Here is a 16,297-nt window from a genome sequence, read left to right on the forward strand (position 1 = left end):
CCACGTCTGGACCGACGCCGACCGCTACCACCCCACGCGTATCGCCGCCCTGGACTGGATGATCACCCTGCTCAACCAGCTCGCCGGCCAGTCCTCCCCGCCGTCCAGCGACGAACCCTGGCCGGAATTACCTCCACCGGACGACCTCTGGCCCCGCATCCACGCGCGGATTCCCGACGATGAAAACGACAGCCGCAGCCTGCGCTGGCCGCTGATCATCGCTGGCCTGGTGGGCATTCTCATTGGCGTGGTCATCTGCCTGAGCCTGCTGCTCCAGTTGCATCCCGTTCCTTGACCACAATCGATGCCTACCGCTGCGTCCTACACCAGATTCGTCAGATCGTAGGGGCTCGTCGCCACGCCAGCCGCCCACTCCACCGGTAAATCACGCCGCTCACCATACTGCCCGCCGCGCCTGACATTCCCGGCCCCGAGCCTCATGGATCGCCCCCCCCAGCACAGCCACCTGTGACAGCCCTGCCCCGTGACCCGCCATAAAAACCCTGAATTCAGTGCGGCATCACCTTGCCAATCCGCTGCGCAGTTGGCATAAACGTCCGAATCTATTTCGCACACATAACAAGGAAGTTTCGATGCGCATTATCGGCCGCGTCCTACTCGCGATCTTGCTGTTGCTCCTGCTCGTCGGAGCTGTCATCGCCTGGTACACCGCGCATCCCAATCTTCCGGAGTACACCCCGCCGCAGAAGATGATCCACCTCGAGGAGCAGTGGTCGAAACAGGACCGCGAAACCTACTACTACACGCCCCAGGGCACCCAGGTGAAAGGCCTGCGCTACGACTGGTTCACCCACCTCGAGCAACCCTTCTCCAAGGACAAGTTCGCCAGCCCGGAAAACCTCGCGCGCTTCGGCTTCCTCATCGAGCCCGAGCAGATCGGCCGCGCCCCCGACGACACCCTGGCCGCTACTGCGCTCACTACCACAAAGAACCCCGGCAACCTGCCCGTGGGCTTCGCCCGCCACCAGGACGGCGAGACCGGCGCCTGGTACCTCGACATCACCTGCTCCGCCTGCCACACCGGCGAGCTGCGCTACAAAGGCACCGCCGTGCGCATCGACGGCGGCGCGGCCATGCACTCCATCGCCTCCACCGTGCCCACTCTGCGCGGCGGCGCCTTCGGCCAAGCGCTGGGCGCCAGCCTCGCGTCCACCTACTACGTCCCGTGGAAGTTCGATCGCTTCGCCCAGGGCGTGCTCGGCGACCGCTATCCCAAGGGCAAGGCCGCGCTCAAGCGCGATGTGCGCAACGTTCTCGGCACCCTGCTCTCCACCGCCTGGAACGACACCCACCGCGGCCTCTACCCGACCCTCGAAGGCCCCGGCCGCGCCGACGCCTTCGGGCGCATCGCCAACAGCGTGTTCGGCGATGGCATCGACGCCTCCAACTACCGCGTCGCCAACGCCCCGGTGAACTACCCGCAGGTGTGGGACATCTGGAAATTCGACTGGGTGCAGTGGAACGGCTCGGCCATGCAGCCCATGGCGCGCAACATCGGCGAAGCCCTCGGCGTCGGCGCCACCCTGCGCATGTTCGAGAGCGACGGCAAGCCGGTGATGGGCGATGAGCGCTACGCCTCCAGCGTGCGCCTGCGCGACCTCTACACCCTGGAAGAAACTCTCAAGCAGCTCAAACCGCCGGCCTGGCCCAAGGAAGTCTTCGGCGAGATCGACCTGAAGAAAGCCTCCCAGGGCCGCGCCCTGTTCCAGGCCAACTGCGTGTACTGCCACGGCCCGCACGTGAAGGAACCCGGCGCCAAGGACTACATCGCCCCGGCGCGCGTGCCCGAGTGGCGCATGAAGATGGTCCCCACCAGCGAAATCGGCACCGATCCGACCACCGCCGACAACATCGCCGATCACACCTTCGACATCCGCGCGCTGAAGCTCAAGACCGACGAGCTGCAGGGCATGAACGTCCACCTCTACCCGCAGAGCGACGTCCCGATGGACCTGTCGAAGATCTCCGCCGCCAAAGGCCTGGCCTACGTCACCGCCTTCGTCGAGCAGCGCGCCTACCGCGACGCGCACATCGGCCCGGAACAGCAACAGGAAATGAACGGCTACGGCCTGCCCATCGGCGTGCGCGAACTGCGCGCCTACAAAGCCCGCCCGCTGGACGGCATCTGGGCCACCCCGCCCTTCCTGCACAACGGCTCGGTGCCCAACCTGTTCCAGATGCTCTCGCCGGTGGCCGAGCGCGACGCGCAGTTCTGGGTCGGCAGCTTCGAGTACGACCCCAAGTTCGCCGGCTACCGCACCGAGCGCTTCCCCGGCGGCTTCCTCTACAAGACCAGCGTCACCGGCAACAGCAACCGCGGCCACGAATTCCGCGACGGCTGCCGCCAGGACGGCGTCATCGGCCGCGCCCTGTCGCCGGAAGAACGCTGGGCGCTGGTGGAATACCTGAAGGTGCTGGGCAACGCCGAGTACGAAAACAAGCTCGACCCGAACGTCCCCACTCCACCGTGGACGCCCGGACCGAAGTGCGAATAAGCCGAGCCTCGGACTGCTCTTCGTAGGACCGAGGAGACGCCTAGTCCTTACTCGCGAACCCGCCCAACGCCGGCGCTGCTGGGGGCCTGTTCGCGAGCAAGCTCGCTCCTACAGCCAACCCCAAGCTCCGCAGCATCGTGTAACACCGATCCGCCCCCTCTCCCTCTGGGAGAGGGCTGGGGTGAGGGCCCACCGCCCGCTCCCAAGCACCACCCATCCCCTCTCCCTTCAGGGAGAGGGCTAGGGAGAGGGAAACGCTCCACAACAAGCCCGCACGGGCCAGGGAACGGAATCCCCTCCATAAAAAGAAAACACGAAAGGACCCCGTGCCATGCGATCCCTGCTCACCCGAATCTGGCTCTTCCTCGGCAAATGGCTTGGCCGTCTGCTACTCGCCATCGCCGCCATCGGCCTGCTCGGCTGGGGCATCGGCAGCCTCTACTACGCCTGGAAATTCTCCGGCCCCGTCTCCGCCCAGGAAGAAATCCCGCCGGGCGAAGCCCAGCTCACCCAGGCCATCATCGAAGATGCGGTGCGCATCGTCGAACAGCACCGCGACAACACCCGCGTACTGCGTGACGCCCACGCCAAGGCCCACGGCTGCGTGAAGGCCGAAGTCACGGTCGCGAGCGACATCGCCCCGGGCCTGCGCCAGGGCGTGTTCGCCGAGCCGGGCCACAAGTGGGACGCCATGGTCCGATTCTCCAACGGCAACGCCTACCCGCAGTTCGACAGCGCCCGCGACGCCCGCGGCATGGCCATCAAACTGCTCGACGTCCCCGGCGCCAAACTGATGCCCGGCAAAGGCCACGACACCGAGCAGGACTTCGTCATGTTCAACCACTCGGTGTTCTTCGTTCGCGACGTCGCCGAATACCGGCAGAACTTCGCCGCCCAGGCCAGCGGCCAGAAGGTCGCCGCCTTCTTCCCCAGCTGGAAGCCCAGCACCTGGGAAATCCGCCACCTGGTCATCGCCCTGCAGACCCTAGCCCCCGCGCCCGACAGCCCCTTCGAAACCGGCTACAACGGCATCGCGCCGTACAAACTGGGCGAGGCAAACAACATCAAGTTCCGCGTCATCCCGCAGGCCGAAGGCTGCCCGGCTTATCAACTACCCAAGCTCAACGAAAAGCTCCCCAACTTCCTGCGCACCGCCATGTACCAGCAACTCTCGGTCGACCGCGTCCCCGCCTGCTTCGCCCTGCAAGTGCAGAAACAGGACCCGAGCAAATATATGCCCATCGAAGACACCAGCGTCGAATGGAGCGAATCCGACGCCCCCTTCCAGACCGTCGCCACCGTCAGCATCCCGCCCCAGGACTTCGACAGCCGCGAGCAGAACCTCGCCTGCGACAACATCTCCTACAACCCGTGGCATGCCCTGCCGGAGCACCAACCAATTGGCGGGATCAACCGGTTGAGGAAGGCGGTTTATGAGGCGGTGAGTGTTTATCGGCATCAGCGCAACGGGATAATTAATCAATAGCCGTCAAATTTACTTTAATTAAAACACCACCAAATTTTTAAAACTAAAATAACATTGGATATTTAAAATGCCAATATCAATTGATGCCGATCAGATCGAAGAATGGTATGAAGCCGAGGACGAATCTAGCGATACGCCAACATCATCTAATCCGGATGATTTAGAGAAAAAATACGCAGAGACACAACTCAGAGTGGTTCGTTCCACCATGGACTTCACTCTGCATCACCTGCAATCCTCTCTGCGCGAGTCCAGCTATATAAATATGGATCCAGAGTATCAAAGACGCGCCCGCTGGGATAGAAAGAAAAAATCACTACTCATTGAGTCAATTTTACTCAACGTACCTATTCCACCATTATTCTTGTTCGAAGCCGAATATAATCAGTACGAGGTAATGGATGGCCGCCAACGGCTTGAAACAATAATAGATTTTCTAGACAACGGCTTTTCACTAACAGGCCTAGAATACTGGCCGGAAATAAACTCAAAACGATTCAGAGACCTACCCGAAGCTATCAGACGCGGCCTACTTAGAAGAACAATTGGCGCAGTCGTCCTCCTTGCAGAAACTGCAAAGGGAAATGGTGATTTCGACATCCGGATGGTTTTATTCCGCCGACTAAACACCGGAGGTGTAAAACTAAACCCCCAAGAACTCAGAAACGCAGCATTTCCTGGTCCCTTTAACGACATGATCAAAAAATTATCTCGCCAAGATAATTTTTCAGACGTATGGGGCATACCTAAAAAGACAGAAAACGAAGACAAAGAGCCCAGCACCGAGCTTTTAAAAAACCTCATATACCAAACCATGATGGATTGCGAATTAGTACTCCGATTCTTTGCAATAAGAGAAACATTCGCGGGCCAGATGAGAGGATCACTCCGACATATACTTGATCGAACAATGCGAAAGCACAATAGAATATCAATGAAGGAATCCGCAGAGTTCGAAAACACATTCAACTCCAGCATTGACTCGCTCGTTCATTTACTAGGGAAGGATTTCATTACCCTTCCTGGCACAAAACGCCCTAGCCGGCCGTTGTATGATGCTTTAATGGTTGCAGCCAGCACCATACTTCACACTAATTCAAATATAACTTTCGACACACCCATAAATGTAAAAAACAAGCTATTAACCGCCCTAAACAAAAAAGAAGAATATGACATACTAGTTGGCCGAGGAAACACCGTCGAGTCAATTAAATCGCGAATAATCCTCGCACAAAAAATCCTATCGGCCTAAGCAAAATGGACGTCATTCTATCTGAATTCCAGAGTGATCTATCCGTGATTTCGCATCAACTCGACCTAATTGACCAGATCAAAAAACTTTCGGCCACCCCATCTTTGGCGGACCGCTATCGCACGGCAGCAGAAAAAAAATCCGGCCGATCGACTGATAGCTCACATCTTAGAAGTTTCCTATTAGAGTCGGACGCATTTCAACATAGCGCAAGAGCATCTAATGCTGGACTACCCATCGCTTGCGGCACCATGGCACTCTATATAGCAGGGCGATTTGAGGAGTATACAAGAACTTCATTTGAGGATCTTTGCCAAAAGCTTGCACAAAATGCCTCAAGCTTCAAATCCCTCCCGAAGAAAATGCAGGAAAGCTTAATAACCTTTACCGCTCTAGTAATACACTCTCCTCGAAAATATCAGCACGGAGAAGGAGCGGTAGCAGGATTTACAGAAAATCTAGCCGCAAATCTTTCAGCAAAAGCATGCGCCGACAAAATCAATTATCAATGCCTATCTATTACTGACTCAAACATGAGGCCAGACACTCTTTCCGAGCTCTACGAGAGAATCGGAGCAAAGGAAATCTGGAAAAGGATTAGCCAGCAATCAAACATACAAACATACTTCGCCACCACCGACGCATCTAACGCAGAATCCCTTTCAAAGAAAAAGCTCTCAGCACTAATGGATCTTAGAAACTCCATTGCCCACCCCTCCACTTCATTTACATGGCCATCCACAGATGAGGTGAGAGATTATATTAAATTCTTAGGAATCTTAGGCGGCGCTCTTTCAGGGATATCTTCTGCATTCGCAGTAACTCTATGCCAAAACACTTAACTACTGTAGTGCAATTGCATCTTTGCCATTATTAATACTTAAGTTTACTCTGCTCCCGCTCCGCGAAATCGACGGGCCGGGTTTAGCAGCCTGAACGATCAGAGTGCGGAAACGCCTAGCGATTCCCGGCGATGGAATTCGCCCGAAATTTGCCTTTACGGTGAGCCGCATTGGGAGACCTTCGGGTCTGCCGGTCCTCTGGTCCCGGTCTGCTAACCCGATGCGGTTCCGCCTCCATTCTGTTTAGCGGCGGAGGGGGCGGTCCTACTGACCAGTAAAGGGCTCTCTCCATGGACGTTCTACCCTTACCCACCCCACTCCCCTTCCTCCGCAATCGCCGCACCCTGCGCGCACTGCTGATCGACGATCAGGTCTGATTCATCTCTCCGATTTCTGCCGCGTGACGGGTTACCAGTACGAGGAACGCATGGCGATGCGCATGGCCGACGACCAGATCGCCCAGGAGCGACTGCTAACTGAAGACGGGCTCAAACTCGATTATGTGCTGCTGAGCGAATCCGGCGCGTACCAGGCGATGATCCTTTTCAACGTGCCGGACTACGGCTCGCTGCGGCGCTGGATCAGCGGCACGGTGGTGCCACAGGTGCGCAGCCAGTTCAACGCCAAGGGCCCGCGCCATGTGCAGTTGCAGTTCGAACGGCAATGCCTGCGGGTGCTGGATTGGCAGGACGATCTCTGGATGCGCTTTGGCGATCTGCCGCGCGTGCTGGGTCGTCATTCGCCGGTTGCCGGGCGTAGCGGCTGGCGCGGTTGGGCGAAGCGGTTGCGGACGTAGGGCGTATAACGTTCGACGTTATACGCCGTTGGGGCCCAAGGTCGCGCCGAACCTGGCAATGGAGAGTGCGGCGCAGCGGCGTACAACCGCAAACGGTTGTACGCCCTACGGTGAAGTGGGTGGGGCCGTCCGCTGTTGTCGCCCGTGATCGATGGGTATCGCTTCGCTTCACGCCATCCTACGGGGCAGCCACGGCGTTACTCCGATATGAGGAGAATTCAGAGCCGGCCGGTCAGTTTCAGGACGGTAAAGACCAGTCCACCAATGGTCATCGCGGCCGAGAGAATGGTGCCCAGGATCAGCGGCACAAAGGCCGCGGGCGAGACATAGGGCGAGACTTCCAGCTGGAAGCCGGGACGAATGTGTTCCGGGGTCAGGCAGGTGATCTGGTATTCGCCGGGTTCGTTGCAGGCGAATTCGCCCAGGGGATTGCTGGCGTTGCCGCCCATGTCGCTGCGGCGCACGGTGAAGAGGTTGAAGCGGCTGTAGCGCTGGTACGGCACGGCGTGGCCGGAGGCGCGGGCGGTGATGGCGAATTCGGCGGCGAAGTGGGCGGTGCCGGCGACGACAGTGAAAGGCGGGAAGACGATGTTGATGACGTAGCGTCCCGCCCTGGGCAACGCGACCGTTTCCGGCCGGGTGGCGTCGGCCCAGCGCTGGCGAACGTCGGGGAAGATTACCCGGCGCAATTTGCCGATGCAGCGGGCCAGCAGGTACGCGCCGACCAGCATCAACAGCGGTGCGCCCCAGAGCAGGGTCGAAGGTTCAAACGTCATGGTCGCCCTGCCCGGTCGGACTCGTGAAGTAAGTGCTGGAAACTATACGGCACGTCGGCGGACTCCCCTGAGCACGACTGTGTGACGGTCGGTGAGGTTGCAATCTGCCGGTCGCTACGGGGCCGATCCTGCAATGTGCATGACGATATTCCCACGAAATTTTTCAAGCCTTTGAAAAACCACATTTTATTATTTTGTAACAACTGGCACGGCTGCTGCAGCAGATGTCATTGAGGCTTCCACCTCTCTTTCACGGAGCAGCCAATAATGATTACAGCGACCGATGCCTACGCCACCACTGCCGTGGATACGTCCGATCACTCCGGAGTGTCCTGGGCGGCGGTGTTCGCCGGGGCCGCCGGAGCGGCGGCGCTGTCCCTGATCCTGATTCTCCTGGGCTTCGGCCTGGGCTTTTCCGCGGTGTCTCCCTGGCCGGGTGATGGCGCGACGTTAAAGCAGATGAGCATTTCCACCATCATCTGGCTGATGCTGACGCAGATTCTCGCGTCGGGCCTGGGTGGCTATATCGCCGGGCGCCTGCGCGTGCGCTGGGCGACGCTGCATGACGACGAGGTGTATTTCCGCGATACCGCCCATGGCTTCCTGGCCTGGGCCATTGCCACGCTGGTAACGGCCACTCTGGTCGTCGGCTCGGTGAGCAGCATCGTCGGTGGCGGTTTGCAGGCCGGTGCCGCGGCGGCGACTACCGTGGCGGCCGCAGGTGCGAGCAGCGAGCGCGGCACGGACGCGAACTCGGCGTACTTCATCGACATGCTGTTCCGCGACAACCGTCCGGTGGCCGTCAGTGACGACGCCGCCCACGCCATCGCCACGCGCATCTTCCTGCGCGGCCTGGCCGACGGCCAGTTGGGTGCGGACGACCGTACCTACCTCGCCCAGGTCGTGGCCCAGCGTACCGAGATTGGCCAGGCGGAAGCCGAGCAGCGCATCGACCAGGTATTCGCCGCCGCGCAGCAGGCCAAGCTGAAAGCCCAGCAAGCGGCCGATACGGCCCGCAAGGTGGCCGCGGCTTCGGCGCTGTGGATGTTCATCGCCCTGCTCTGTGGGGCGTTCTTCGCCAGCTTCCTGGCCATCCACGGGGGCCGTCGTCGCGATGCGGTGGTGCTGATGACCAGCCCGCGCACCCAGCACTCCACTCTGTCCCGTCCTGCCCACTGACCGGAGGCACACCATGCGCTCGATTCTTCTGTATTTCCTCGGCGTTCCGATCCCGATCATCATCCTGCTCGCGCTGTTCTGGCACTGAGTGCCGACAGTCACGACAAGAAGCCGCCCTTTGGGGCGGCTTTTTCGTGGTGCAAAGGGTAGCACTGGTGCGGGGCTGGGACGCTCTCCTGCGGGTATCGATGCGTGGCGCGCTTTGCATGCCTTTCGCGGATAACGTCCGCTTGTGTCTGCCAAGGCCGAAGGTTCGTTCTGCGGTTGAAGGGGAATCCTCGCAGCGAACATGGGCAGCTCCCTCTCCTTGGGGAGAGAGTCGGCAAATTGATTTCCGAGAAAGACAGGGTCGATATGTGGGAGTCAGCCGCAGGAGCCGTCCATGGTTTCCTGACTCTCGCGGATGATGCGTTCGCCCTCGGCGCGCAGTTGCTCCCAGTTGGGGGTGCTCTGGCATTGCTCGGCGACGCGCACGGTGATTTCGCCGATCTTGTGCATCTGCCGGGCGGATTCGCAGATGCCGAGGTCGAGGGATTTGGCTTCCTGGCCGACGCGCTCCATGTAGGCCTGCCCTTTGCGCTGGGCGGCATCGCAGCCGCCGCTGAGGTCGACGGCGGCGATGTCGGCGGAGAGCGCCGATTCACCCCGGCGCTGGCCGGCGGCATTGTTGCCCGTCGCCTCGGCGGGCGAGTCAGGCTGCACCAGGGCGCTGTTGCTGAACACGCCGCTGGCGGTGGAGCCATCGGGGTAGCGGTATTTGCCCTGGCCGGTGAGCGTGCCGTTCTTCAGCTCGCCTTCGTAGCGGTCGCCCTTGGCCCACTGGATGACCGCCGGGCCGCTGAAGCTGCCCTTGTGCATGGTGCCTTCGGTCGTGGAGAACACCTGTCCGTCCACCAGCGACAGGAGGACACCCTTGCCATCGGCAAAGCCGCCCACGCACTGGCCGGACCAGATGTAGCTGGGGTTGGAGCGCTGGGCGTTCCAGTCCTGCACCTGGCAACCCTTGTCGGTGGTGGCGAACTGGCCGGCGAGGCACGGCGCGCTGACTGCTGCGGCGAGCAGGCTCGCCCATGCGATTCGATTCATTCGATCACCCGCTGGAATGGTCCGGAGCCTGATGGCTTCCCTGCGGGCGGAAGAATAGTGGCACGTCGACATTGTCGCTAGCGGGAGCGCGCTCTTGTCGGAGCGAGCTTGCTCGCGAACCTGGCATTCCCCGGCGCGGGGCTATCTCCTCACCCCGCCCTCTCGCTCTGGAGCGGGAACGGATCTCAGTAAACGTTCGGCACCTGCAGCTCCGAGGAAATCGGATGGCGGCGATAGCCTTCATGGCGCTGCCGCTCGGGCAGGCTGACGGCGGGCTGCTGCACATCCTGGTAGGGAATCTGCCCGAGCAGGTGGTGGATGCAATTGAGCCGGGCCTTCTTCTTGTCGTCGGCCTGCACGATCCACCACGGTGCTTCGGCGATGTGGGTGCGCTCGAGCATGATTTCCTTGGCTTTGGTGTAGGACTCCCAGCGGCGGCGCGACTCCAGGTCCATGGAGCTGAGCTTCCATTGCTTGAGCGGGTCGTTGATGCGGCTGAGGAAACGGTAGTGCTGCTCCTCGTCGGAGATGGAGAACCAGTATTTGATGACCTGGATACCCGAGCGCACGAGCATGCGCTCGAATTCGGGCACGCTGCGGAAGAATTCCTCGTACTGGGCGTCGGTGCAGAAACCCATCACCCGCTCAACGCCGGCGCGGTTGTACCAGCTGCGGTCGAACAGGACGATTTCCCCCGCCGCCGGCAGGTGCGAGACGTAGCGCTGGAAGTACCACTGGGTGCGCTCGCGGTCGTTCGGCGCGGGTAGCGCGGCAACACGACAGACGCGCGGGTTGAGGCGCTGGGTGATGCGCTTGATCACCCCGCCCTTGCCGGCGGCGTCGCGGCCTTCGAAGAGGATGACGACCTTGTGGCCGGTCTTCACCACCCAGTTCTGCAGCTTGACCAACTCGGCCTGGAGGCTGAACAGGGTATGGAAGTAGCGCTGGCGAGCCAGGCGCTCCTCGTGGGTTTGCAGGCTGCCTTCGCGCAGCCCCTGGTACAGGTCGAACAATTCGAGTTCGAGCTCTTCGTCGCGGTCATCCAGCAGATCGCACTGAACGCGTCGAGGGAAGTTCTTGTCATCGAGCAGCATCATGGTTGCCTTGTGCCGTCACTGGCTCCGTCACCGTGGCGGGTGACACTTTCATGACAGAAAAATGTAGTTACGCTTTATGACGGATTCATTACAGCCAGCTGAAGAATTTTCGTTCGAGGCCCGTACTAGAGCCTTTCTCGATCTGACATCCACAAGATTAAGAAGGTCTTAACGACCACTACCCCTCCGCTGAACGGTCCGCAGGTACGGCCATTCCGGCGACGGGCATAAGGCGCAACGGCAGCAGGCATCGCGGTGACAGGCGCGCGGGCCACGCGGCACCGCGCGGGAGGATGGATCAGGCGTCGGCGAGCGGACGCGGCTTGTTGACGTACTTGAAGGTGCCGGAGGACGACGCGACGACCACGCCGGCGCCGTTGCGCAGCTCGGCCTCGCAGAAGGCGATGGAGCGCGTATGGTGGCGCACGCTGCCGTGGGCCTCCAGCACCTCGCCCACTTCACCGCCAGGGCGCAGGAAGTTGGTTTTCATCTCCACCGTCACCACGCCGCGGCCGGCTTCGTCCGCATCACTGGCGCTGAGCGCCATGGCGACGTCGAGCAGGGTCATGATCAGCCCGCCGTGGGCATTGGCCCAACCGTTGAGATGCTGCGGTTCGACCCGCAGGACGAGGCAACCGGGGCCCACGCCATCCGCTGCCGGCGCATGGCGGAACTGCAGGAAGTCGAGCATGGGAATGGCGATTCCGCGGTGGGCGGTATAGAGCTTGAGCTGGTCGATATCGAGAGGCATGGGGACTTCCTGGCGCGACGAGTGGGGCCGGGCGATGTTCCCCGCTCCGGCCGGCGGACCGCAAGCCCGAAGGCGCATCATGCGCGTTGGGAATGCCGGAAGATTGCAGCGCCGCCCGTGCTGGCGGACGCCCCTCGCGGCGGGTAGTCAGCGGACCTTGCGGGTGCCGTTCTTCACGGTCTGGCGCTCGACGGCCTGGACGAAGAGTTCCTCGACCAGCAGCGACTGGAGCGGCGTGCGGGTTTCCAGCGAGATGCTCATGGATTCCAGTTTCTGGTTCACGCCCAGGCGCGCGATGCCGCACAGCAGGATGCGGTGAGCAGCGAAGATGGTGGCCTTGTCGACCTGTACTTCCCGTGGCTTGTCGCCATCGAGGTAGTTGACCTTCAGGACGATGGCGGTATCGCCACCGACGCTCAGGTTGAGCCAGGTGGCGATATTGAACTCGACTACCCAACCCAGGCCGGTTTTCTTGGCCACGGCTTCGCGGACCAGATGAGCCGGGACCGGCCCCAGGGGGGTGTTGTGGTTTTCCATGGGCGACTTCTGACTGCTGCGGGATAGAGCGAAATGCGCTAACGAGAGAGCCGAGTTTATGTGAGGCAGTTCAAGTTTTCAGGTGGTTTTTTGTAAGACGACGGCTACTGGGTAAGCAGGAAGTTACAGAAGCGGGCCGCTCTGGAATGGAGTTTTCAGCGCGGAACGGGATGCCAGCCTGGTCTGACGCTCCCTGGAGCGCCGGATACTGTCCGACGAAATGAACGGTCTGAAGGATTTGGGGTGGGCAAGGTCGCTCCCGCGTAGCGCCGAATCGACCTTGCCCTGCCTTGCATGCCATCGCATGCGCCAGCGGGGTGAGCCTTGCGGCTCCGTTGCTCAGGCCATCGCGAAATAGCTACGTGGCCTGTGTTCGCCCGAGCGGTTCTTGCGCACTTCACGGCGCTCTCTGAAGTCCAGTTCTTCCAGGGCATCCGTGCGTTCCTGCAGGTCTTCGATTTCCTGCGGAGTCAACAGCTTCCGATGTCGAGTCATACCTGCCTCCTGAATTCGTATGCCTCATGCTTTGGATTAGCACGCGAACAGGAAGATTCAACATCCGGGCGGGACGGATTGACCGAACGGTCAGGCACGATTGACTCAGGCAGGAAGCCCCACTCCCACAACCTCTAGACGGCTCTTGTAGGAGCGGACCTTGTCCGCGATCCAGCCGCCAAGAGGACTGGCCAGAATCGCGGACAAAGCCCGCTCCTACACAAGCGTTGTGTTCAGCGCAGGTCGTCGAGCAGGCTGGCGACCGTGACCAACACCGCGCCTGCCAACGCCTTCGAGCGCGCCCCGCTCCACCCGGTGCGCGCGTTGGGCGACAGGTTGTGGTCCTTGAACGGCATTTCCAGGGTCAGGGACAGACAGTCATAAGTGCGGCCGACATGGTTGCAAGCCAGGGTCAGGTTGGCCTGGCCCGGGGCGTCCTTCGGGTAACCGTGCACACTCTGGAACTCGCCGTTGGCTTCCAGGCGCTCGCGGAACAGGCTCTCCAGACGGTCCAGGCGCGGCGTGAACTCCGGGTTGCCTTCGCAGCCGGCGGCGAACACGAAGGGGATTTCCTCGTCACCGTGCACGTCGAGGAACAAGTCCACGCCGTATTTGGCCATCTGCTCCTGAACGAACAGGACTTCCGGGCTTTCCTCGGTGCTGGGCGCGGCCCAGGCGCGGTTGAGGTCCTTGCCGGCGGCGTTGGTGCGCAGGTGGCCGTGGAAGGCGCCGTCCGGATTCATGTTGGGAACCAGGTAGAAGTCGGCGCGCTCCAGCAGGCGCTGGATGTCGGCGTCGCCGGACTGCAGGCGCTCGATCAGACCTTCCATGAACCATTCGGCCATGTGCTCGCCGGGGTGTTGCTGGGCGATCAACCAGATCTTGCCCGCGCCCGCCGCGCCCTTGCCGATGCGCAACAGGGGCAGTTCGCGGCCTTCGAGGCTGTGGCCGGTGGCGAGCAGCTCGGCACCATTGGCCTGGGCGCGCTTCACCAGCTCGGCGTGGCGCTCGCGGCTGTAGGGCTCGAAGTAGGCAAACCAGGCCTGGGGCTGCTCGGCATCGAGGCTGAAGTGCAGGCCGTTGGAGTCAAAAGTGCTGGGTACGCGGAACCAGTCGCGCTGGTCATAGGACGCCACGGCGTTGTAGCCCGGCCAGCCGCCGGTATAGCTGGAGCCGGGGGTATTGGTCAGGCTGAACTGGTATTGCTGGCCGGGCTGCAGGCCTTCGGCCTTGAAGTGGAACCATTGGAAGTGCGGGCTTTTGGTGTCCGGGCGCAGCGCCAGGCGCACGTGGCGCGGGTCGCTGTGGTCGATGACCTGGATGTTGCCGCTGTCGAAATCGCAGTCGATCTTCATGAATTCTCCGTAGGCGCACGAACCTGAGGCGCCAAAGCCCTGCATTTTCGCCCTCCCCGACGCGTCTGTCATGTCCAGGTGACTTGCGCAAAATCATATATTATGTTCGTAATATAAATCGAGTAACGCTTATCCAAAGCCCTGCGCTGGTGATCCGGCGAGCGCGGGCTAACCTCGATTCACCCCTTTTTCCAACTCGGAGAGCACTGCATGAGCGCATACGATGTGATCGTCATCGGCGGCGGCCCCGGCGGCTACAACGCGGCCATCCGCGCCGGCCAGCTGGGCCTGAAGGTCGCCTGCGTGGAGGGTCGCGAGACCCTCGGTGGCACCTGCCTGAATGTCGGCTGCATGCCGTCCAAGGCGTTGCTGCACGCGTCGGAACTGTATGAAGCGGCGGCCGGCGGCGAATTCGCCAACCTCGGCATCCAGGTCAAGCCCAAGCTCGACCTGGCGCAGATGATGAAGCAGAAGACCGAGAGCGTGACCGCGCTGACCAAGGGCGTGGAGTTCCTGTTCCGCAAGAACAAGGTGGATTGGGTGAAGGGCTGGGGCCGCATCGACGGGCCGGGCAAGGTGGAAGTGACCGCCGCCGACGGCAGCAAGAGCTCGCTCACCGCGAAGGACATCATCATCGCCACCGGTTCGGAGCCCTCGCCTCTGCCGGGTGTGGAAGTCGACAACAAGCGCATCCTCGACTCCACTGGCGCGCTGTCCATCCCCGAGGTGCCCAAGCACCTGGTGGTGATCGGCGCCGGCGTCATCGGCCTGGAGCTGGGCTCGGTATGGCGCCGCCTGGGCGCCGAAGTCACAGTGATCGAATACCTCGACCGCATCTGCCCCGGCATGGACCTAGAAACCGCCAAGACCTTCCAGCGTGCGCTGACCAAGCAGGGCATGAGCTTCAAGCTCGGCTCGAAAGTCACCCAGGCCAAGGTCAGCGGCAAGCAGGTGACCCTGAGCGTCGAACCGGCCGCTGGCGGCGCAGCGGAGTCGATCCAGGCCGATTACGTACTGCTTGCCATCGGCCGCCGTCCCTTTACCCAGGGCCTCGGGCTGGAAAGCGTGGGCCTGGCCACCGACAAGCGCGGCATGCTGGAGAACCACGAGCACCGCAGCAGCGTGCCGGGCATCTGGGTAATCGGTGACGTGACCTCCGGCCCGATGCTCGCGCACAAGGCTGAGGACGAGGCCATCGCCTGCGTCGAGCTGATCGCCGGCAAGGCCGGGGAAGTGAACTACGACGTGATCCCCAGCGTGATCTACACCCATCCGGAAGTCGCCACCGTGGGCAAGACCGAGGAGCAGCTCAAGGCCGAGGGCCGCGCCTACAAGGTCGGCAAGTTCCCCTTCACCGCCAACAGCCGGGCGAAGATCAACCACGAGACCGAGGGCTTCGTGAAGGTGCTGGCCGACGAGCGCAGCGACGAGATCCTCGGCGTGCACATGATCGGCCCGAACGTCGGCGACATGATCGCGGAATACTGCGTGGCCATGGAGTTCCGCGGCGCCGCCGAGGACATCGCGCGCACCTGCCACCCGCACCCGACACGCTCCGAGGCGCTGCGCCAGGCGGCGATGAACGTGGACGGCTGGGCCATGCAGGCCTGACCGCTCGTCGCCCAGGACAAATGGCACGTGCGGCGCGATGGCGCACCCCAGAAATCGCTACAGGCCACGGATGACGGGGCCTGTAGCGACTGAAACAGTTTTATTTGCGACTATTTTGTGTACAACCGCGACATGGGTTGTGACTTTCTTCGACTCTGAATCCATCAATTGCGTGAACGAACACGAAAGTGGATGAACCGCTTTCGCCACCTTCGCAATGGATTACCACGCAGAGAGATCACAACCATGCATGCGACTCTTCGTTTCAACGAGGCTCTGCTGATCACTGGACGAGCCTTCCAACCCTTCAATTGTGTGACCTGGGTTGACCAAGGGGGCGACGGCAGCCTCGACCTGTCCGTCCTCGATCGCACCGGTACCCGGCTGCTGGGCCTTACCCGTATTCCCAGCTCCGCGTACTCCGACCCGGAGAAGCTCGAAGGCCTGCTCAACCAGGCTCGCGACGAGCTGAACCGTGAAGGCTACCGCCTGCAGGAATGGCACATGCCCGCCTGATC

The 16,297-nt window shown here is 61.4% G+C and carries 16 protein-coding genes; 9 read left to right on the forward strand and 7 right to left on the reverse strand.

Annotated features, from left to right (window positions below; all coding sequences use genetic code 11):
* The first annotated feature begins 58 nt into the window (after window positions 1-58).
* The 6 genes from JVX91_RS29205 (at window position 59) to JVX91_RS22315 (ending at window position 6,892) form a co-directional block, all read left to right on the forward strand.
* Entirely contained in the window at window positions 59-295 is a 237-nt protein-coding gene (locus tag JVX91_RS29205) for a hypothetical protein (protein WP_240201645.1), read from the forward strand.
* 298 nt (window positions 296-593) lie between these two features.
* Window positions 594-2,516, forward strand: a complete 1,923-nt coding sequence (locus JVX91_RS22295) for a di-heme-cytochrome C peroxidase (protein WP_205336292.1) — start codon at window positions 594-596, stop codon at window positions 2,514-2,516.
* Between the two features lie 331 nt (window positions 2,517-2,847).
* The gene (locus JVX91_RS22300; protein WP_205336293.1) at window positions 2,848-4,002 is read left to right on the forward strand and encodes a catalase family protein; all 1,155 of its coding nucleotides are present in this window, start codon (window positions 2,848-2,850) and stop codon (window positions 4,000-4,002) included.
* A 67-nt stretch (window positions 4,003-4,069) separates the two neighbouring features.
* Window positions 4,070-5,254 carry a DUF262 domain-containing protein gene (locus JVX91_RS22305; protein WP_205336294.1) on the forward strand — a complete coding sequence of 395 codons (1,185 nt, stop codon included), beginning with the start codon at window positions 4,070-4,072 and terminating at the stop codon, window positions 5,252-5,254.
* Window positions 5,255-5,259: 5 nt separating this feature from the next.
* A complete protein-coding gene (locus JVX91_RS22310; RefSeq protein ID WP_275892375.1) occupies window positions 5,260-6,096 on the forward strand; it encodes a HEPN domain-containing protein in 837 nt (278 codons plus the stop codon).
* A gap of 400 nt (window positions 6,097-6,496) precedes the next feature.
* Window positions 6,497-6,892, forward strand: a complete 396-nt coding sequence (locus JVX91_RS22315; RefSeq protein WP_205336296.1) for a hypothetical protein — start codon at window positions 6,497-6,499, stop codon at window positions 6,890-6,892.
* 218 nt (window positions 6,893-7,110) lie between these two features.
* On the opposite strand, the gene JVX91_RS22320 is transcribed toward JVX91_RS22315, so the two are convergent.
* On the reverse strand, window positions 7,111-7,668 hold the full coding sequence (locus JVX91_RS22320) for a hypothetical protein (protein WP_205336297.1): 558 nt from the start codon (window positions 7,666-7,668) through the stop codon (window positions 7,111-7,113).
* A gap of 267 nt (window positions 7,669-7,935) precedes the next feature.
* On the opposite strand from JVX91_RS22320, the gene JVX91_RS22325 reads away from it, so the two are divergent.
* Complete coding sequence (locus JVX91_RS22325) at window positions 7,936-8,847, forward strand: hypothetical protein (protein ID WP_205336298.1); 912 nt, start codon at window positions 7,936-7,938, stop codon at window positions 8,845-8,847.
* Window positions 8,848-9,210: 363 nt separating this feature from the next.
* Here JVX91_RS22325 and JVX91_RS22330 read toward each other — a convergent pair whose 3' ends face one another.
* The 6 genes from JVX91_RS22330 to JVX91_RS22355 form a co-directional block, all read right to left on the reverse strand.
* Window positions 9,211-9,933 (reverse strand): hypothetical protein, encoded by a 723-nt coding sequence (locus JVX91_RS22330; RefSeq protein ID WP_205336299.1) that lies wholly within the window; start codon window positions 9,931-9,933, stop codon window positions 9,211-9,213.
* A 185-nt stretch (window positions 9,934-10,118) separates the two neighbouring features.
* Window positions 10,119-11,027 (reverse strand): polyphosphate kinase 2, encoded by a 909-nt coding sequence (gene ppk2 / locus JVX91_RS22335; protein ID WP_205340080.1) that lies wholly within the window; start codon window positions 11,025-11,027, stop codon window positions 10,119-10,121.
* 301 nt (window positions 11,028-11,328) lie between these two features.
* Entirely contained in the window at window positions 11,329-11,781 is a 453-nt protein-coding gene (locus JVX91_RS22340; protein ID WP_205336300.1) for a PaaI family thioesterase, read from the reverse strand.
* 147 nt (window positions 11,782-11,928) lie between these two features.
* Window positions 11,929-12,318 carry a hypothetical protein gene (locus tag JVX91_RS22345; protein WP_205336301.1) on the reverse strand — a complete coding sequence of 130 codons (390 nt, stop codon included), beginning with the start codon at window positions 12,316-12,318 and terminating at the stop codon, window positions 11,929-11,931.
* Between the two features lie 339 nt (window positions 12,319-12,657).
* Entirely contained in the window at window positions 12,658-12,813 is a 156-nt protein-coding gene (locus JVX91_RS22350) for a hypothetical protein (RefSeq protein WP_205336302.1), read from the reverse strand.
* A gap of 233 nt (window positions 12,814-13,046) precedes the next feature.
* Window positions 13,047-14,168: a M14-type cytosolic carboxypeptidase gene (locus JVX91_RS22355; RefSeq protein WP_205336303.1), complete on the reverse strand. Its 1,122-nt coding sequence runs from the start codon at window positions 14,166-14,168 to the stop codon at window positions 13,047-13,049.
* A gap of 210 nt (window positions 14,169-14,378) precedes the next feature.
* Between JVX91_RS22355 and lpdA the strand changes: the two genes are divergently transcribed.
* Both lpdA and JVX91_RS22365 read left to right on the forward strand, forming a co-directional pair.
* Window positions 14,379-15,779: a dihydrolipoyl dehydrogenase gene (gene lpdA, locus JVX91_RS22360; RefSeq protein WP_205336304.1), complete on the forward strand. Its 1,401-nt coding sequence runs from the start codon at window positions 14,379-14,381 to the stop codon at window positions 15,777-15,779.
* Between the two features lie 246 nt (window positions 15,780-16,025).
* Window positions 16,026-16,295 (forward strand): hypothetical protein, encoded by a 270-nt coding sequence (locus tag JVX91_RS22365; RefSeq protein WP_205336305.1) that lies wholly within the window; start codon window positions 16,026-16,028, stop codon window positions 16,293-16,295.
* Window positions 16,296-16,297 lie beyond the last annotated feature (2 nt).

This window comes from Pseudomonas sp. PDNC002 (genome assembly GCF_016919445.1).
Taxonomy (GTDB): domain Bacteria; phylum Pseudomonadota; class Gammaproteobacteria; order Pseudomonadales; family Pseudomonadaceae; genus Pseudomonas.